This window comes from Candidatus Poribacteria bacterium, assembly GCA_021295715.1.
Classification (GTDB): Bacteria; Poribacteria; WGA-4E; order WGA-4E; family WGA-3G; genus WGA-3G.
Window position 1 is genome coordinate 63750 of the sequence record JAGWBV010000001.1, and the last position, 19120, is coordinate 82869.

Below are 19120 nucleotides of genomic sequence, written 5' to 3' on the forward strand. Positions count from 1 at the left end.
ACCGAATCCCAGGCTTAAAGCCCCAGCGGGGCGACATGTGTATAGAAACTTGCGTTATTATAGTATAACACGGATATAACGAGAAATCAATTTTTTTAGATCGCGCCTACACCCTATTTTTCTCAAGCCAATCAACAGCAAAGTCAACTACGGCAGATTGCGGCATCAGTTGGCAATTCGCGTTGCCGACCTTACCGTGCCGAACCACCTTTCCCGCATCAGACCGCAAAAAATCTTCACCGATGCGATCAAAATCCGAAGCGTCTACATCGATATTTTCAAAGGTTGTCCATGCGCTTGAACCTGCCTGCGAAATCGGGGCACCCTCTCGGACGACGCGTTTGGTTGGAAAGTCTGCCTGATGTTCTGCGAGATGTATGGACGTATTGTTTGAATGCCCAACACCGAGGAGCAGAACAGAACCGTGCAAGTCATAGATTCTACCAAGTGGTGAGTTTTCACCAAAGCCAAATGCCAAGGCGTGGTTATCTGTGATATATGAGGCTTGAGGACCGCTTGCACAAAAGGAATTCTGTGGATGCATGCTGCGGAGAACACCTTTTTGCCTTCGGAACGTTTCGACAATTTTGCCCATTGAACGAGTCGGCGTCAAGTCAGGATCATAGGCAGGCATCGTCTCCCGTATCGTTTGCCACCACGACTCCGGCACAGGCGGATTCTCCCACTGACTCGGATCGCTAAGGTCGGTCGAGTGGGTCGGCATCACAAGCGTTCCCGTTTCACCTAAAACCTTCTGAAGTGCAATGATGACGGCAACAGCACCGCCACAGACCCATCCCATCGCACTCAAGGACGAATGGACGAGTAAGACCATTCCCTTTTCGATACCCAGTGCCTCAAAATCAGCCTGTAGCGACTCGACCGTGATAGGTCTTTCTGTCTTGTGAACCACTTGACCTTCAGGCATTGTCAATCACCTTCTATTTCGTCCCTATCGCAAGGATATGCGCACTCATACCGAGGAGCGAAGGCTCTGCTTCGACTTTGCGAATCAAATCTAAAACGACAGAACGCAGATCCGGATCCGTCCAATAATTTTTAAACGACTCAAAAAGCCATGCCGGTCCTTCCACTGCGAGCGTCGTCTGATGTTGAAAACCGGCTTTGACCACTTCGGAACCCAATTCTTCCGGGCGGTGAAGATAGGCATCTGTAAAATAATTAAGGTCGCCAGTCAGGTTACGATGGTAACCCGTTTCAAGATCGTTTTGAACGATGTCCATGTGAACGGGAGTCCTGAATCGATCCTCAAAAAAGCTGTCGAGCATAGATGCAAAGCGTGAGATACCGGCGGCAACCATAGCACCACCGTTTCGCAGGACACGATACGCCTCTTTGAGTGCCAGCAGCCTTTCATCTTTAGCAACCAGATGATAGAGCGGTCCCAATAACAGAACGGCATCCGCTGACATAGACGAAAAACGCAGGTCCCGCGCGTCACCAAGTGATATGCTGGCAATCGGATGTTCTATCTGCAGATTCGAGGCTTCTTTCGCCTGCTCAATGTGTAAATCCACAGGATCCACGAGGTGGACCTCATAGCCTACTTTTGCTAACCAACAGGCATAGGGACCCGAACCACCACCGATGTCCAAAACCACTGCTGGCGGCGGCGGTAAATAGCGTGTGATGATCTCTTGCGTCCGTACAAATTCCAACTGACCCTTGGTATGGGTCGTAAGTCGTTTCGATTCTTGCGTCTGTCTGTAGAACGAAAGAATCTCGTCTGAAAGTTGATACAATTTCTTATTCCTTCCGAAACCAATTATCGGGTCTGTTTCACCCATGCCCACGTAGTCGTCAGTTTATCTTCCGGATCAACAGAAAGTGGTTCGAGATCTAAGACGTTGGTAACATCAACGTAATTCGCCTTCCCAAACCCACCGTCACCATCGTTGCCGTTTTTGGTATTGTCGTTGGCGTTGCCTTCATCGAAAGTGTAGTGTGCGTTCAGACCTTTTTCATCACCGTTGAGAACCTTCATCATGAACTCGTTAATCTCTTCTTCGGTCCGAGCGACTTCCCAAATACGGATTTCATCAATGGACCCCGTACAGAACCAATTTTGACTATCACCGACACCGATATACAGTGAAGCGTCAGTTGCCGCTAATTCCTTTGCTTCAAAAGGTGCAGCACCTTTCTCCTCTCCATCGATATACGTCCGCATCTCTTTACCGTCCCAGACGCCAGCGACGTGCTGCCATTTGTTGGGCTCCAATCCAGGAACATCAAGGATTTTCGTGCCGGGCCAGAGGACAAATCGCAATCCGTTTCCATTTTGGACAATCTCTGGGAAGATGTAATCCCTTTGACCACCCCAGTCCTTTGCAAGGCACTCACCGACAGGTTTGCTCATGTTCATCCACGCTTCTATCGTTATTGCGGTTTTGGGATTTAAGCTGTCACTGTTTGGGACTTCAATAGCCGTCGCGCCATCTAACGCCAGTGCCATATTTTTCGCCCAGAGTGTGCTGGGCACTGTCAGACTGATGACGAGGATTATAAAAAACAGAACTTTCATGGTTTTCCTCCTGCGTTGCCAATTGCAATTGGCAATTAGACATTGTTCATTCCCGCTTTTACTGCCCTATCGGGCATAATTATATTGTATAAGTCATCTCAATGTTTGGCAACATAGGTAGCCCCTTGTGAAGAGTGTCTCCACGTGAGTTGCACCTCAGAGAATCCCGCCTCCTGAAGAATACGGACTTGTGTCTCCGGCGATAATGTGATGTCGTAATTCCATTCAGCACGGTCACCACCTGGGAGCTTCGCAATCCACCTATCGTACCAATAGAGTGTACTTTTCTCCTCTTCAACCGTGGAAACCTGATCGCCTTCTATGTAGATACCGGTTGTTCTCAAAGCCTTTCTCACTTTTTTGTAGATGGTGACCTTCCGTTCTGGAAGGAAATGGTGCATGGTTAGCGTAGAAATAGCGTAGTCATACGCATAATCCCCAAATGCAAGTTCCAATAGGGAGCCTTGCTGCAATCTTAACTGATCGGTTTTGTTGGCAAATTTTGCACTGAGCTGCTTAAGCATGTTCGGTGCCCTATCAATCGCTGTAACTTTGGCATTGGGTGCCCTTGCAAAAACGAACTCAAGTTGAATTCCCGTGCCACAACCGAGGTCCAGAATCTCTATCGGTTCGTCTGTCTGTGGTATATGGAGAGCGACAGCCTGATAGAACGGATCATCGGGCTTAACACCAAACTTCTGGTCCCAAATATCAGCGGTTGAATTGAAGAATTCTGGGAGTTCCTCAATACCGTCGGTTGTCCATTTGGGAACGTCATCACCTGAGGGGCCGGGCGCGATTCGGAGCTGCATCTTTCGCTTTATAAATTCATCGTTTATGGCTTGTGTTTGGTTTGTGTGCTGCTTCATATTATCTATTTCGCTTCTGAGTTCGGCTTACGTCCACCAAAGATAGCATGTCCAGCCTTCATCCAGAACACGTCAACATCAGTGAATCCAGCCTCCTCAAGCCATTTGAGCTGATCAAATAGCGACGACGGTTTGTCAATCGAATCTGGATCGGGTTCAGATTGTGCGTAATGATTCCAGCCGAGCTGACGAAACTGCTCATAACCTCTCAGATCGCCGTCCAGATCGAGTGAACGTTGACGCACTACTTTATCCCAAGTGTCTGCCGCAAACTTCCTTCCAAACCCATCCATCGGTTCAGTCAGATCGGCGATAATGAAGCTTCCGCCCGGTGCGAGTATAGATGCCATATCTTTGAACAACGCCTGTTTTTCAGTGCCATCCAAGTGATGGATTGCGAGAGACGATACGACAGCATGGACAGGGAAAGGGAACTCACGCCAATCGCTTGCAGTTAAATCGAATTGCTTTGCCTTAAAACGTTCTCCATAAGCGATGAGTGCCTTTTCTGTGTGCGCGATCATTGTCGGCGAGCCGTCTAAACCGTAGACGTGAGATTCAGGAAACTTATCTAACAACGCCCGTGTGAGCAGTCCTTCCCCGCAGCAGATATCCAGAATATACACGGATTCCAATGGCGGTGGGATTACCTCGCAAATGCAATTAATCTGGATCTCCCGATCGGGAACGAAGTATTTTCCGTAGTCAATGAAATCTTGGGAATTTTCCTCTCCCCATTGAGGTGTGATGATTGAGTCTTGCATAACATTTACCTTTATGATGCCACTCTAATTTTCCGCGTTTCAGTTTTCTCTATGATGCTAGATCGTCGAGCATCTGGCGGATCTTGTGTACACCACTGTCAATAAACAGAGGGGCTAAGGGGCCTCTTCCATGCAAAGTTTGAAGTAGGGCATCAATCTGTATCATACGCTGTTGCGGTGTGCGGCACCTGAGCCACTTTTTAACGAATTCACGTGCCGGTCTCGGATTGCCAGTTCTGAGTGAACGGGTGCTTTTACGCCATGCCTGCCATCTGAAGGTATATTGACAGTTCGGGCATTCAAGTTTTTCGTCCTTCTTTTTTAGACTCTTGCGGTAATCCCGCCACCTACGTTTGTAGCCGCAGACCGTGCACTCGATATTACCGTGCTGATGGAGGGCAAAGCCTTGACATTTGGGGCAGTGCAATTCAGGACTGCGTTGCCGATGTCTGACAGTTTGAACCGGGGGTTCCGGTCTGCGGACAAGATCAAAACAGTGAGGACATGGTAAGAGAACGCGGGTTCTCAGGGATTGTTTGTAAGCTTCCGGGGACCATGTTTTCCCACAGGCACATCGGAACATAACTTCTTTGTGTAGAACAGCACGACAGTCGAAACATCGCGGGACGTTTCGGAGTGCCTGACGGCAGTCGCGCCAAAGCAGTCGCTCAGTACAGTGTGGGCAGCGAAACCAATGTTCGTGCGTGCCGCCTTCGCCAGAACTGAAGAGCGGGTCAATCCGACGTGCCACCTTTGTGCTGCATTTCGGACAAGGCACACGTCCGCCTCGGTAAACATCGGCGACTGCAGCGATGTCAAGGCAGCGGGCGTAGAGTTCCCACCCGACATCGTGTAGCAGTGTATCATCATAGATACCGAGCCGAGCATACCGGTAGAGTCGCCGGATTTTGATGGGTTTTACACGGGGTGCCCAATTCATTCAAAATCCTACTACAGTACTTGCGTCTCTAAAAGCTGATCTGAAACCACCCAAGCAGCATACTTCATTGCTTCCTGAGTATCAGCAGTTTCCAATTCTGGATAAAGTTCAATAACATCCTCAATTGACCGACCATTGGCTAACAATTTGAGGATTACGCTGACCGTAATTCGGGTTCCTCGAACCACAGGTTGCCCAAGACAAATTTTCGGATTAATCTGAATTCGATCTAGTTTTTCCATTTCTACCTCCGTTACACTGAAATTTGAATGACCTCACCGGTTTCAATACTACGACTAATCGCCTCTAAAACGCGCATGTTCTGATAGGAATCTTCGAGGCTGGCGTGGGGTTGTGTTCCCGCTTGCAATGACGTTGCCCAATGCTGCATCTCTTCAAGATAGCCGGGTCTACCGATACTATGGAGCGCGGTGTTGAGGTCCCATTCTTCGGTGGGTGTATCGGCATAGCCACCCCCCGCGTCAAGCCATGTCGGCACACGGTAACGGCGCAATCTACGTGTTTCGAGTACCTGAATCGCCTGATTGCCGGTGCCTTTGACGAAAACCATCGCTTCCAAGATAGGACCGGTACCGAGTGTCATCGTACCGATACCGCCGTTCTCGTAACGCAAGTTCACGGACATTGAAACGGTACTCGATGCGGCATCCACTTCACCCATGGCGAAGACTTCGATAACCTGTCCTATAAAGAAACGCATACAATCGGTCGGATGGATCACCTGATCGAGCATAAAGGGCCACGCAAAGGGGGATCCCGCCTCCTGCAGACGCGGACCCGGAGCGAGGTAGCGGGTATGGTATTGGCAGGCTTCACCGAATTCTGCTTCGTCCATCAACTGTTTGGCAATCTGGTGTGCAGGCGCGTGTCGCCACATTGTGCCTACCATCCCTGTTTTGCCGCTCTCAACTGACGCATCGACGAGCATCTTCGCACCTTCAGCGGTGGTCGCAGGCGGTTTTTCGGTGTAAATATGATAACCGCGCTGCAGGCACTCAATACCGATGTCACGGTGCAGTTTGTCCTCCGGTCTACCGACGACAGCCACTGCATAGAGGTCTTCGTTTTTGAACATCTCGTTGTAATCGGTATAATGGCGGAGTGCGCCGAACCTTCGGGCGTTCGATGCTGCCTTCTCTTCCACGAGGTCACAGGTAGCGACAAATTCAAACGTCGGCACCATCGGTATGCACTGTTGCAATTGCGATGACATGCCCCCACAGCCAATAAAAGCAATTCGGATTTTGTCCATAACATGTTCTCCTATTTAAGTTCCGACCACTTATTCTACATCTAATAAATCTGCTAACGCATTAAAATCATTGGCGACGAGGTCCGACGGATGGGCATTTACGCCTTGAACGCTGCCAGGTCCATACTCCAGAGGGCGTGGCACCAATGCTGTTTGAAAACCAACGGCTTGCGATGCACGGAGGTCGCCAGGATGTGCGGCGACCATCATAACTTCGTTCGGAGACAAACCGAGCAGCGCGGCAGCAGTTTGGTAGACTTCGGGGTCAGGCTTGTAATGCCCCGTTAACTCAGCAGACAGGATGCAATCCCACGGTAGACCCCCAAATTTTGCCATATTGGTTAGCAAGGCAACGTTGCCGTTAGAGAGGGTCGCAACAATATATCGCTTACGGAGTCGTGTCAACCCGCTGACTGCATCGGGCCACGGTTTCAGTCGATGCCAAACCCGATTCAGGTGGTCTTTATCGGCTTCGCTTAAACCTACAATGTTAAATTCCTCAAGGAGGCTATCCAAAATGAGTCGATGCAGTGCATCAATGTTCCGCCACGGCAATTCGCCTCGCCGAACTCTGTTCATCGCGGGACCGTAACCGGCGCGCCATTTCAAGGCGAATTGCGACCAATCAATGTCAATACCATGGGTGTCCCCGAATTCTTCGCCTTCGGCAACAATTGAGCTATACCAATCTACGACCGTGCCGAAGACATCAAAGGTGAGTGCTTTGACTTGAGTATGTGCGTTTTGCATGGTGTTACGTCCCTTTCTGTTGTCTGAGGTTTGCCAAGAAGGGAGGGGCTATTTCTTTTCAGTCTAAAATCACATCATATATCAATTCATCGCAATTGTCCATTAAATTGTTTTACATAAACGGGTTGTGTGCGACCTCCCAATAGAAACCGTCAGGGTCCTTGAAATAACCTGAATAGCCACCCCAAAACGCCGCCTGTCCGGGCTTAACAAGCTCAGCACCAGCAGCGACCGCCTCTGCTAAAGTCATATCTACCGCTTCTGGAGAGGCGACGTTATGTGCGAGTGTAAATCCTTGAAAGCCTGTGCCTTCAGGTGAGATTGTGATGTCTTCAGCGAGTGCGTCTCTCGGATAGAGCGCAAGCATCGTTCCACCCATTTCAAAAAATGCAATGCTCTCCGATTCGTCTTTTCGAGGGAGTCCTAACCCATTCTGGTAAAAATCAATGGAGCGTTGTAGGTCTTCGACCCCAAGCGTGATAATAGTAATATGTGGTTTCATTCAGATTTCCTTTGGGATTTCCTAATGTGCAGTAGGAGCATTTATAACGCCAGTTTGAAAATAAATCTGTAGGTGTTTTTGCTTGGGTGTTTCGCCCAGGTAGAGCGGTAAATACGCCGAAAAAATCGCAGAATATGGAGAGACGTAGTTGTTGACACTTCCGTGAGTGTTCCTCGAAAAAAAGCACTCTGACGTGAAGTCCGACGCCAGAGTGCCAAGGAGGTTATATATTTAATCCTAAGAACCTGTATATCATAAGCTGGTCCTGTAGGGTGCCAAAAATTTCCGGAGTTGTCGAATCGCAGCGTTTTTGCGTGACGCAACAGTGCCAATCGGACATTGAACGATCTCGGCAACTTCTTGGTAAGACAATCCTTGAACTTCTGTCAGCCGAAACACTAATTGATGTTCTTGCGACAGTTTGTTGATTGCCGCCTGAATTGCCTCGTAAGTCTCCTTAGCGATAAGCAACGCCTCTGGAGAGTAGTCGGTGTCTGCGATAGCAACCGCAATGGGGTGAGAGTTTTCATCTTCATCGCTATAGGGGGCATCTAAAGATTCGATCTGCGGTGTTCTCTGGTCCTTCGCTAACTGTTTTAAACATACGTTCTTAGCGATGTGATAAAGGAACGTTCTAAATTTCGCAATTGGGCGATACGTTGGCACACAACGCCACACCCGTAGGAACGTTTCTTGACAGAGGTCTTCCGCGAGCGTCCGGTTTTTGACAAATCGATAGATAAAATTTAAAGTGTTTGTATAGTGTCGATCGGTTAAAATTCGGAATGCGTCTCTGTTTCCGTCCTGCACAGAGAGCATCAACTGTTCGTCAGTGTGTAACATGCTTGTCTCCTCAAAAGAGGAGTTTCTCAAGCGAAGGCGTGCAACCCTCCTTCCGTTCCGCAACGGAGGATGCCTGCTTGTTCACTCCTCGGTCTATGCCTTCTCCATAATCGAGTCCTATTCCAATAACGGCACGCATTGGCATTGGCAATTTTAAATGCCCGTGTCTTCAGGGAGATCCAATCTCCCAAAGAATTGTCACGTTCATCTCCAGCGTGAGGCGTTGCCTCCGTTAAACGCAAAACGTACTGACGCATTTTGAAAACTCCTTTCTAAGTTTGTCCGTCAGAGAGAGGTAGTGTTTTATACCCCTTTTTCGGTGATTAAAAAGATTCATTTAAAGTTTAACCCCTATATTTTGAAACAATTCATTTAAAATTAAAAAAATATTTGTGCCTCTTGATTTAATCCCTAAAACCTGCCAGGATACCCCTCATACCCTCGTCGGCTGAAAGGGTTCCAAAGACAGCGAGGACTGTCCTGTGGTGATAAGTTCAGCGATGAGTTGTCCTGTAATCGGCGCGAGAAGAATACCATTTTTGAAATGTCCCGATGCTAAAACGACGTTGTCATACCCGGGCAGGTAACCGAGAAGCGGTCCCTTTTTAGCGTAAGGACGTAGACCGACCCACGTTTGCACGAAAGTGCTATCGGCAAGTTGGGGCGCGATGGCAATTCCTGCGTCAATCAGCTGCTTGGCACCGTCCACGGTTGCGGTCTTGTCATAGCCGACAAATTCGACCGTCGCTCCGAGTAGGATTTTGCCGTCGGCTCTCGGTACAATGTAGATACCAAGCCCATCGATGGTTCGCTCGAAAGGCGGTGGCATCGCTTCAACAAGGACGATCTGCCCTTTCGCAGGTTCAACGTGAATCGGAACGTCAAGTTGAGCCGTAAGCACCCCTGTCCAGCAGCCTGCGGCGATTACGAACGTGTCGGCGTAATAGGTCTCACCGTTCACGACGACACCAACGACGTGTTCCTCGCCGTCCTCCCTCACTCGAATAAAATCACTGACAGGATTACCGACTTGGAATTGCGCACCGAGTTTTGATGCACCCTTAGCAAGTGCAGCCACCATCTTTGGGTTACGGACTTGCGCGTCTTCCGGAAACAGAACGCCACCCGCGATAGATTTTGAGAGGGCAGGTTCCAATTCCCATGCTTGTTCTGCCGTTAGAACTTCCGCTGAAAAGCCGCGTTTCGCGCGCCGGTCTGCGAGACCGATTAATCCTGCCGCTTCAGCAGAATCGAAGAATACCGACAGTGTCCCGGATTCGATCAACTCAATATCTATCTGGGTCTCTGCTCGGAGTTCTTCCGCTAACGCCGGATAGAGTGCAAGGCTCGCTCGGCATAGAGTTGGATACGGCTCATGTGTTGAGGCATGTGAAGTCAAAATGCCTGCACCTGCCCATGAGGCTTCTGTCCCAACAGCGGATGCTTTGTCGATCACTAACGATTTCACATTTCGTTTAGCGAGATCGTAAGCGATGTTACATCCGATAATGCCCGCACCGATAATGATGACATCGGCATGATTTTGGCTCAAGGTATCCTCCATTTTACCAGAGAATCAAACAACAACTTAAGAATAGTTTAGCACATTATCGGTCTCTTGTCAATCTCACCTGCCGAGGTCTTAGGGCTATTCAGTTTTCCATTCTTCGGTCTCGTTTTTGCCCCAGGCCCGGTAGGTGCGGTTTCCTAACCAGGGTTCCCACCCGTTACTGGAAGGGACACCGGATCGCAAAAAAAGGCATAAAATCCCATAATTTCTTAAAACTGAATGACCCTGCCGAGGTCTATGGACATTCCAGTTCTACCATCCATACACATTTTCGGATGCACTTTTGGGGTAATGTAGATTGAGGCTTGAAATTTCAACGGATTCCGTGTATAATTACTATGATTCTCGTAAAGTAGACGCTCTCAAATCCGATGATGCTGAAATAAATTCTTCCTGTAGGAGCGAGTTTTACTCGCGATTCTCCTACGGATACGAAAGGTTTTGTATTAAATGACCCTTGGAAAAGTTACCGGGACAATCGTCGCGACGCAGAAAGATGAGAAATTAATCGGCAGCAAACTGATGGTTGTCCAAAATGTGGATCTCAACGGAGAAGTTGATCGGATATATACTGTCGCTGTAGATGCTGTGGGTGCGGGTATCGGCGAGATTGTCCTCGTCGCCACCGGCAGTTCCGCGCGTCAGACCGCAGTGACAGGCAACAAACCGGTCGATGCCGTAATCATGGCGATTGTTGATACCGTAGAAGTCGCTGGAAAAGTCCGGTTTCAGAAGTGAAGAACGATGAAGACCGCAACCGAAAGGGAACGCGTCCGTGCTGAAACACTCCACCGACGCGAGACACTCTCCTCAGAAGAGCGGAGGCGGCTCAGCCAGCGTATCGTTGATTCCACTGCACACTGGATACAGCGTCAGGGTTTCGACGCTGTGATGCTCTATCTGAATATGAGAAGTGAAGTTGAAACCACTGGTTTGTTTGAAGGGTTACTTAATTCAGGCAAGCAGGTGTGCGCGCCTGTTGTAGATACACAGCAGTTGGAACTCATACCAAGACGGATTCTGAATCCGAGAACGGAGTTAGTGCGCCATTCCTACGGCATGTTGGAACCGAGCACGGCATGCCCAATCTTTCCCACCGAACACCTTCACCTCATCGTGGTTCCCGGTATCGCTTTCGATTGTAATGGGTATCGTCTCGGATACGGCAAAGGGTTCTACGACCGATTTCTTGCGAAGTATCCACACGCCGTTGCGATTGGGTTGGCGTATGGGGTCCAACTCGTAGAAAATACGTTCCCACAGGCGTGGGATGTGCCCGTCCAGCACATTTTCACAGAGACCGGTAGGATAGGAATATAATTACTTCGCGTCAATAAAGGGTCTCAACTTCTCCAGCGTCTTTTCCCCAATACCTTTGACATTCTGGAGAGCATCCACACTGGCAAACGGGCCGTGTTGCGTCCGATAGTCAACAATCCTTTGTGCCATCCGCGTACCGATGTTCGGGAGGGCTTGGAGTTCTTCCGCAGAGGCGGTGTTGATATTGAGAAGTTCGGGGGTGCTGGGTACCAACGTCTCTGTGGTTTGTTGGTTTTGTGGACGTTCCTCGTTCGGGACGGCGATTAAATCCGGTTTTCCAAGGAACACAGCAGGGGCAAACCGCCGCACCCCCCAAAATCCGCTACCAGCTAATATCAGTATCATGAGAAAAGTAACCGCTTTCCAATAATGGCGTTCAACGGCATCCGGTACGTTATTCATCCCTGTTTTCCTCAAGAGATAGCACCTGATTTGCTTGGACACTTCTGATTAACTGCTTTTTTCCACTTTGCCACTGCACTTCAATACTATCCACCTGTTCGTAATCCCCGATTCCGAAATGGAGTGTAAGATCTTGCTGTGAAAGGTAGCCGTCTCCGCTCCGTACCTCACGTATCTGTGTGAGTTTTTCCGTCGTGATCTTGACCCGCGTGCCGATCGCATCCGTGGAACCGTTTGTTGCAGTCAATCGGATCTGTAGCCAGTTTTTTCGGTTGCCGCCATCGTTGCGTAAAAGACGTGGTGCCGTATTGGAATTGGTCACCACGATGTCGATGTCACCATCTAAATCGTAGTCCGCGAAAGTAGCACCCCGACTTACGTCCGCCAACTTCATACCCGGACCGAGAGTTTCAGAGACTTCGGTAAAAGTGTTGTCATAGTTATTTCGGAAGAGTAGATTGCGTTGCCCGTAGGTGCCTTCCAATTCAATCGCGGCGAGATTCTCGTGTAGATGCCCGTTGGCAACAAAGATATCTTGGTATCCATCGTTGTCGTAATCAATAAAAGCGGTTGCCCAACCGAGATAGGGATAGGTGAGTTGCGCCGTTTTTGTCATGGCTGTTGCGTCTGTAAAGAAGCCATCAGCGTCGTTATGGTAGAGCGTGTTCGTCTGTAGGGCGTAGTTGGTGACGGTGAGGTCGAGCCAACCGTCGTTATTCCAATCCCCAAAGGCAGTGCCCATTCCATTTTCAGCGGCACCGTCTTCGCTGAGTGCTACGCCAACCATGAAACCGACCTCCTCAAAAGTGCCGTCACCGTTGTTCTGATAAAAGAGGTTTTCTGTAGAATCGTTAGCAACATAGATGTCGAGTGCACCGTCGTTATTATAGTCTCCCCAGACAACGCCTAAGCCTTTGCCGGTCGTGTTGTAAATACCCGCTGTTTTTGTAACGTCGGTGAACGTGCCGTCACCGTTGTTGCGATAAAGCGTATCGGATTGGGCGATGAAGTTATCGGGTTCGCAATAGGCACGAATTCCCTTCTCCTTGAGTCCGCACCACGGATTTTCATCGATGTCATAAACGATGTAGTTAACGACGTAGAGGTCGAGATTGCCATCTCGGTCATAATCAGCGAAGGCGCAGCTCGTGCTCCAACGTGGCTCCGTCACACCCGCAGATTCCGCGACCTCCGTAAACGTCCCATCGCCGTTGTTGCGATAGAGCCGGTTAGTCCCATAGTTTGTAACGTAAAGATCCAGTTTGCCATCGTTATTGTAGTCGCCTACGGCGCATCCATGTCCGTAGCCAGTATCCCCGACACCTGCTTTTTCGGTTACATCCGTGAATGTGCCATCGCCGTTATTTTCGTAGAGGCAGTTGGTTGGAACCTCTCGCGAGACATAACCCGGGAGTGGCGCACTGTTAACAAAGTATAAATCCGGGTCGCTGTCCCCGTCGAAGTCAAAAAAGGCGGCACCGGAACCCAGCGTTTCCATAAAATACTTCTGTCCACTCCGTCCATCAACGTGTTTCCAATGAATCCCAGCTTCCTGCGTTACATCGACGAATTGAATCCCAGTATCCGCACTCACAGTCCGAATAGGAATACCTTGTGCGACAGTTGCGATTAGAATCAGAATTAAGATGCTTGTTATGCTATTTGGTCTTTTCATTTACCTGTTTTATTTTTACGAGTGTCTGTCGAAAGGCATCATTTCCGGGGTCCATTTCGATGGCGCTCCGAATCGCTTTCAACGCTTTTTGATGCGCGCCTGCCTGAAAGTAGGCTAAAGCGAGGGTATGTAGGTATTTCGGGACAGGAGCCAAGCGGACAGCCTTTTCAGCTAAGGCGATGGTTTCTTGGATGTGAGCCGCTTTTTTAACAGGCGATGCTAAAGCAGAAGCACCTTGACCCGTCTCCTCAAGATAGAGCGTTGCCAATCCGTTTAGGGCATAATGCGCCTCTGCGTCTAACTTTAAAGTTGCCTGATACGCGGTAATTGCTTTCTCAAATTCGCCGCGACGGTGGTGGATGGCCGCGATGCCGATCTGGGCATGAACTAATGAGGTATCATAGACGAGAGTGGTTTTGTATTCCGCAAGTGCTTCATCGAACCGGGCTTGCGAATAATAGACTGCCCCTAATCCTGCGTGCAGAGCGGCTTGCTCTGGCGCAATCGCAATCGCACTGCGATAGGCTTTTTCTGCTTCGTCAAACTTGTGCTCGCGAAAGTAGAGTCTGCCGAGTTTATAGTGTGCCGCGGCATATTCTGGTTGGAGCTTGACTGCTGCCTGATACGCCTCGAGTGCCTTACCGAATTTTCCATGCTTTTCGTAAGTGAGTCCGAGCTGATATTGTTTGCGAGGATTGCTCGGTTCGTTAAGAATCGCGCGCTCGCGGGTGTCGATCTCTTGGGCGATTGCGTTTAAACGACGGTAGGTTTCCATAGCGCGCTTGCCTTCTGCTACTTGCTTTAACCGGAACAGTGCCTGCGCGAGGTTATAGTGTGCCCCGATATGGTTGGGTTGCTGCGCGATGACGCTGCGGTATAGCTCAACGGCGCGCTCGAATTCCCGTTGCTTTGAGGCAATTAAGCCCAGACTGTAGGAAGCCGCCGTAAAATTACGGTCCAGCCGAATCGCCTTTTCTAACAGAGGGCGTGCTTTGTCGAGTTCTCCCTGTTTTTGGTAGATGGCACCTAAGTTCCCATTTGCCATAGAAAGTTCAGGATTCAAGGCTAACGCCGATTCATAATATTGGATTGCCTGCGCCTGCTGTTTGACGGCTTCATAGCAGGAGGCGAGATTCGTCATCGCTTCCGAGAGTTTCGGTGAAAGGTTAAGCGTCTGATGGTAGGCTTCTATGGCTTCCGCGAACCGAGAGGCTTTCTGATAAGCGGCTGCGAGTCCAACCTGTATTTGGACGGAGTCTGGATGGTTTTGGCTGAGTTTTCGATAGAGATCAATTGCTTCAGCATTACGCCCCGTTCGTGTATAGAGCAAGGCAAGATTTGCTTCAGCTTGTAACAGTCCCGGAGCGATATCCAGTGCCTGCTTGAGAGCAACTTCCGCTTCAGCAAATTTACCGATTTGGATGTAAACGGTTCCGAGACCGGCGTAGGCTTTGGCAGATACGGGGTCGCTTTGAATGGCGTGCTGAAAATACTGAAGTGCCTGCGTGTAGTGTCCTTGCTGTGCCGCTTGCATACCGAGCGCGTGAAGATCTTCGGGTGTTTGTGCGGTAGTGTTCCACGCGACGCTGACGAAAACGATTAGGAGAAAGGCAAGAAACGGAACTCCCTTTTGCGACATAACGGTTTATCCTCCACCGCCAATTGTAGCCTGAGATGGCATATCGCGTCAAGGGTTTGTTGTGTTCGGGTAGGTTTATTTTCGGTAAAACCTAAAAATAGCTCTCACTGCGAAGCAGTCTCAATAGAAGCGAACACCTCTACCTCCGCTGGCGAGGTTTGTACCCTCGTCTCTTTAGGAGGATTTTGAGGAACCAGGCCCGGTGGGTGTGGTTTCGTGAAGATTGTTTTTTTAATTCGGCAATATTTGTTTTTCCCAGGTCCGGTAGGTACGGTTTCCTAACCGCACCGGATATAGTTATGGAATTACCGAATTATTTTTTTTAACTTCATCTAGCCGCACCGAGCATCGGTAAAAATTACCCGATTAAATTCTTAATCTTTATTAGCGGACTATGTGTGTAAAAAGGGACTTAGGTTAATTCTATAGTTTGGAATTGATTAATATCGCTTTTTCAGTGTGCCCCATGTCGTCGTCAACTTACCTTGTTTTTCTGCACAGATTACTTTGCAGTGAAAAACCTTTTGGATTTCATTCTTTTACAACCCACGTTTTTCGACACATCTCATCCTGATCGTTGTGTGAACTTTCTATTATCCTGAAAATCCTTGACTCCTGTAAATCCTGATTCAGACAATTAACCCCGGATGATGCTTAAACAACTCATTCAAAATACTCATCTTCGTTAAACTTCGTCCACGATTCAAAGATAGGAAAGGGTCGAGGAAAATCGTCATTGTCAATATTCAACTTGAACCGTATCTTTTCGCTATCGAAGAGATTCTGAATCGAAATGGAGATCCCTGAAGTCCCGATACAGTTGTCGCACTGCGTCGGGAGGATTTGGACCGAACGCGGGGTGTCGAAATAAATTCTGTATTCTGAACCCGATTTTTCGACGCTGTAATCGTCTGCCAAAATCTCCCACTCGCTCAAGGCGGTATTGCCTTCGGCATATTGTGCCCAGAGACCGACACCGCTAAAGAAATCGAGAATGACCGCTTTCCTCTTATTCGCGTCTCTGGAAGGGTCAAATTGCCGAAATGAACGTCCCTTTAGTTCTGCTTTTACCACTTGTGCCTCATCGCTATCCACTGGTAGCAATGGGTTCGCGCAAGAAAAAAGAATTAGGCAGATGAACGCGAGCATAGAAGACACGAAGCATATTTTTTTGTTTGTTTTCGAGAGATGACATGGACGCATGTGTATTTCCTCCAGTGTATTTCTTATTGTGCAAATTTAGCGTTAAACGAACCAGATTTTCAAAAGAAATAATGGGACACCTGAAAAAATTGAATTGTGCTTGATTCATAACCCCTCCTCTGCTAAAATGGGCGGTGAATTCACAACTGGAGAGGATGTTATGCAAGAAATTGTGGTAGATTCAGCGAAATTACACGATTTCGCTCGGACGCTTTGTGAAAAGGCTGGGTTGCGTTCGGAAGACGCGGAGACAATCGCGAAACATCAGGTGCTAACGGATTTGAGGGGTGTGCATTCACACGGCACACGCGCTTTACCGGGGTATCTCAACCTCATTCTTGATGGAAAAATGAACCCACAACCTGAACTCAACCTCGCGACAGAAGGACCGAGCTTTGCCGTTGTTGACGGAGATAACGGGATGGGGCATCTGGCAAGCACATTCGCAATGGAGACGGCGATAGAGAAGGCAAAGACAACGGGTATCGCTGCCGCAGGGGTTCGCAACGCCGGTCATTTCGGTGCGGCGGCATGCTACGCAATTATGGCGGCATCGCAACAGATGATCGGGTTTTCAACGACGAACACAGGGGGTGCCTCTATTGTTGCGCCCGGTGGTGCGGAAGCCGTGGTCGCTAACAATGCGATGAGTTACGCCTTACCTACCGGCGACGGACATCCGGTTGTCTTGGATATGGCGTGCGGTGTTTCCGCATGGGGGAAGATCGGCACACTCCGAATGTATGGCAAACCGATTCCCGAAGGTTGGCTGATAGATGAGACAGGTCAGCCTACCAATGATCCAGAGAAGGGACGTTTCCTCGCACCTGCGGCGGGACCGCGAGGTTACGGATTGGCATTCATCATGGGCATCTTAGCGGGTCCTTTGAGCGGTGGTTTGATGGCGTGTAATAAAGCAGGCGACCCGTCTGAACACTTCTTTTTCGCGATGGATGTGGCGAGTTTCACAGACTACGAGGGTTACGTTGCGGAAATCCAGCGAGGTATCGACAAGATTCACGCCTCGAAAACAGCAGAAGGCGTGGAACAGGCATATCTTCCCGGCGAAATTGAGTGGAATAATTACGATAATTACCTTGAGAACGGCATCCCAATCCACGTAGACCATCTACGCGGCCTCGCTGGCATTGCTGAGAAGTTGGATATTCCTATTTATTGGGAGTGGTAGGAGAAGGACAAAAACGGGTCAATATCTCAATCCACGATTAGAAGTAGAGGAGGGTAGCGGAACAATATGGAAGAAACCAAAGAAACTGTATCAGGCGGCACCCTTCCTGATTGGGAGGTCGACGATTTACCTGCACCGCCGCCGTATCAATTTGGGAAAGCGTTTCGGAATATCTTAGGTCCCGGTATCATTGCGTTAGGCGGTTCAATTGGGAGTGGTGAATGGCTGCTGGGTCCTGCGATTACTGCACAATACGGCGGCACATTGCTCTGGATCGCAACAATTGCCATCCTGCTTCAGGTAATCCTGAACACAGAAGCGATCCGATATACGCTCTATACCGGCGAGCCGATGATGAGCGGTTACATGCGGTGTAAACCCGGTGCCCCTTTCTGGATGTCTTTCTATTCGGGTATAAACTTTTTCGGGATTTGGCCCGGTTGGGCAATGACAGCTGCAACAGCACTCGCTGCGGCATGGCTCGGCTATATGCCACAGGAGACAACTGAGTTCGTGAAAGGAGATGAGAGTACGGTCCGCATCTTCGCATATCTCATCTTTTTTTCCTGTCTGGGAATTGTGCTGTTCGGCGGGAAGATTTATAACTCGCTTGAGAAGGTGTCACTCTTTATGGTGGTTTGGATTATCGGCTACCTTGTCATCGTCGATCTGTTTATGGTGTCACCGAGCACATGGTGGAAAGTTATCAAAGGTTTCTTGAGTTTCGGCGCATTTCCTACGGGAGGGGAAGAAGAACAGGTCAATTGGTTGTTGGTGGGTGCGTTCGCAGCGTATGCTGGAAGCGGCGGCTTAGGGAATGTCGGTATCACCCATTACGTCCGCGATAAAGGATGGGGCATGAGCAGTCTTGTGGGTGCGATTCCCTCCATGATCGGTGGACAGCACGTGACGCTCTCACACTGGGGCAAAGTGTTTCGCATCACACCAGAGAACCTCAAACGGTTCAAGGAGTGGTGGAAATATGTCCGATTTGAACAGTATTATATTTGGATGATCGGGTGTTTCTTCGGGATTGCGTTGCCCGCAATGCTGACCTTGCAGTATGTACCTGTAGGACAGGAGATGGGAGAGTGGTCGGCTGCTGCAATGCAAGCGCAGGGACTTGAGGCGAAGGGCGGTAGAATTATGTGGTATCTCACACTGCTCTGCGGGTTCTGGGTGCTGTTTTCGACGCAGCTCGGTGGCGTAGACGGTGTGCCGCGCGGCTTTACCGATATTATTTGGACCGGCGTGAGGCGTGCGCGAAACATGGGTGAGAACAGCGCAAAATGGATTTACTATCCCATACTCGGCGTTTATATCATCTGGGGCATCATCGCGATGTATCTCGCAAAACCGTTCTTCATGATTCTCGTATCGGCAACCGTTGGCGGGTATCTGCTCGTATTTTCGGCGTTACATACGCTCTACGTGAACCGGAAATTTTTACCGCCAGAGATACAAGCCCCCTTGTGGAAACAGATTGGACTCGTATTGTGCGCAGGTTATTATTCGATCTTCGGAACGATTACCGTCTATCAAAAAGTGCTTGTGCCTTATGTTTTCCCGATTTTTGGGTAGAACGTTCACGGATGGGTAGGGGTAGTCACAAGACCTACCCCTACAAATAATCCTG

21 protein-coding genes are annotated in these 19120 nt (G+C 49.3%); 4 read left to right on the forward strand and 17 right to left on the reverse strand.

What is annotated here, in order from left to right:
* Positions 1 to 106: 106 nt before the first annotated feature.
* The 13 genes from J4G07_00285 to thiO form a co-directional block, all read right to left on the reverse strand.
* Positions 107 to 928, reverse strand: coding sequence for an AAC(3) family N-acetyltransferase (locus J4G07_00285; protein MCE2412415.1), 822 nt, complete (start codon positions 926 to 928; stop codon positions 107 to 109).
* A gap of 13 nt (positions 929 to 941) precedes the next feature.
* Positions 942 to 1763 carry a class I SAM-dependent methyltransferase gene (locus J4G07_00290; GenBank protein MCE2412416.1) on the reverse strand — a complete coding sequence of 274 codons (822 nt, stop codon included), beginning with the start codon at positions 1761 to 1763 and terminating at the stop codon, positions 942 to 944.
* Positions 1764 to 1786: 23 nt separating this feature from the next.
* Entirely contained in the window at positions 1787 to 2545 is a 759-nt protein-coding gene (locus tag J4G07_00295) for a LamG domain-containing protein (protein ID MCE2412417.1), read from the reverse strand.
* Between the two features lie 98 nt (positions 2546 to 2643).
* Complete coding sequence (locus J4G07_00300; protein ID MCE2412418.1) at positions 2644 to 3414, reverse strand: class I SAM-dependent methyltransferase; 771 nt, start codon at positions 3412 to 3414, stop codon at positions 2644 to 2646.
* 5 nt (positions 3415 to 3419) lie between these two features.
* Complete coding sequence (locus J4G07_00305) at positions 3420 to 4178, reverse strand: class I SAM-dependent methyltransferase (GenBank protein MCE2412419.1); 759 nt, start codon at positions 4176 to 4178, stop codon at positions 3420 to 3422.
* A gap of 49 nt (positions 4179 to 4227) precedes the next feature.
* A complete protein-coding gene (locus J4G07_00310; protein ID MCE2412420.1) occupies positions 4228 to 5118 on the reverse strand; it encodes a hypothetical protein in 891 nt (296 codons plus the stop codon).
* A gap of 11 nt (positions 5119 to 5129) precedes the next feature.
* On the reverse strand, positions 5130 to 5360 hold the full coding sequence (locus J4G07_00315; protein MCE2412421.1) for a DUF433 domain-containing protein: 231 nt from the start codon (positions 5358 to 5360) through the stop codon (positions 5130 to 5132).
* An 11-nt stretch (positions 5361 to 5371) separates the two neighbouring features.
* Entirely contained in the window at positions 5372 to 6391 is a 1020-nt protein-coding gene (locus J4G07_00320) for a Gfo/Idh/MocA family oxidoreductase (GenBank protein MCE2412422.1), read from the reverse strand.
* A 30-nt stretch (positions 6392 to 6421) separates the two neighbouring features.
* Positions 6422 to 7141: a haloacid dehalogenase type II gene (locus J4G07_00325; protein ID MCE2412423.1), complete on the reverse strand. Its 720-nt coding sequence runs from the start codon at positions 7139 to 7141 to the stop codon at positions 6422 to 6424.
* 112 nt (positions 7142 to 7253) lie between these two features.
* Positions 7254 to 7643: a VOC family protein gene (locus tag J4G07_00330; protein ID MCE2412424.1), complete on the reverse strand. Its 390-nt coding sequence runs from the start codon at positions 7641 to 7643 to the stop codon at positions 7254 to 7256.
* A gap of 252 nt (positions 7644 to 7895) precedes the next feature.
* The gene (locus J4G07_00335; protein ID MCE2412425.1) at positions 7896 to 8486 is read right to left on the reverse strand and encodes a sigma-70 family RNA polymerase sigma factor; all 591 of its coding nucleotides are present in this window, start codon (positions 8484 to 8486) and stop codon (positions 7896 to 7898) included.
* 26 nt (positions 8487 to 8512) lie between these two features.
* A complete protein-coding gene (locus J4G07_00340) occupies positions 8513 to 8743 on the reverse strand; it encodes a hypothetical protein (protein MCE2412426.1) in 231 nt (76 codons plus the stop codon).
* A gap of 176 nt (positions 8744 to 8919) precedes the next feature.
* Positions 8920 to 10038 (reverse strand): glycine oxidase ThiO, encoded by a 1119-nt coding sequence (gene thiO / locus J4G07_00345; GenBank protein MCE2412427.1) that lies wholly within the window; start codon positions 10036 to 10038, stop codon positions 8920 to 8922.
* 468 nt (positions 10039 to 10506) lie between these two features.
* On the opposite strand from thiO, the gene J4G07_00350 reads away from it, so the two are divergent.
* Both J4G07_00350 and J4G07_00355 read left to right on the forward strand, forming a co-directional pair.
* Positions 10507 to 10794 carry a EutN/CcmL family microcompartment protein gene (locus tag J4G07_00350; GenBank protein MCE2412428.1) on the forward strand — a complete coding sequence of 96 codons (288 nt, stop codon included), beginning with the start codon at positions 10507 to 10509 and terminating at the stop codon, positions 10792 to 10794.
* Positions 10795 to 10800: 6 nt separating this feature from the next.
* The gene (locus J4G07_00355) at positions 10801 to 11376 is read left to right on the forward strand and encodes a 5-formyltetrahydrofolate cyclo-ligase (GenBank protein MCE2412429.1); all 576 of its coding nucleotides are present in this window, start codon (positions 10801 to 10803) and stop codon (positions 11374 to 11376) included.
* On the opposite strand, the gene J4G07_00360 is transcribed toward J4G07_00355, so the two are convergent.
* The 4 genes from J4G07_00360 to J4G07_00375 form a co-directional block, all read right to left on the reverse strand.
* Entirely contained in the window at positions 11377 to 11778 is a 402-nt protein-coding gene (locus J4G07_00360) for a helix-hairpin-helix domain-containing protein (GenBank protein MCE2412430.1), read from the reverse strand. It abuts the gene before it with no gap.
* Positions 11771 to 13267, reverse strand: a complete 1497-nt coding sequence (locus tag J4G07_00365; GenBank protein ID MCE2412431.1) for a CRTAC1 family protein — start codon at positions 13265 to 13267, stop codon at positions 11771 to 11773. Before J4G07_00365 ends, J4G07_00360 begins: the two co-directional genes overlap by 8 nt.
* 169 nt (positions 13268 to 13436) lie before the next feature.
* The gene (locus tag J4G07_00370; GenBank protein ID MCE2412432.1) at positions 13437 to 15092 is read right to left on the reverse strand and encodes a tetratricopeptide repeat protein; all 1656 of its coding nucleotides are present in this window, start codon (positions 15090 to 15092) and stop codon (positions 13437 to 13439) included.
* Positions 15093 to 15755: 663 nt separating this feature from the next.
* A complete protein-coding gene (locus J4G07_00375; protein MCE2412433.1) occupies positions 15756 to 16295 on the reverse strand; it encodes a hypothetical protein in 540 nt (179 codons plus the stop codon).
* 160 nt (positions 16296 to 16455) lie between these two features.
* Here J4G07_00375 and J4G07_00380 point away from each other — a divergent pair, with 160 nt between their 5' ends.
* The gene (locus J4G07_00380) at positions 16456 to 17484 is read left to right on the forward strand and encodes an Ldh family oxidoreductase (protein MCE2412434.1); all 1029 of its coding nucleotides are present in this window, start codon (positions 16456 to 16458) and stop codon (positions 17482 to 17484) included.
* A 66-nt stretch (positions 17485 to 17550) separates the two neighbouring features.
* Positions 17551 to 19065, forward strand: coding sequence for an Nramp family divalent metal transporter (locus J4G07_00385; GenBank protein MCE2412435.1), 1515 nt, complete (start codon positions 17551 to 17553; stop codon positions 19063 to 19065).
* Positions 19066 to 19120 lie beyond the last annotated feature (55 nt).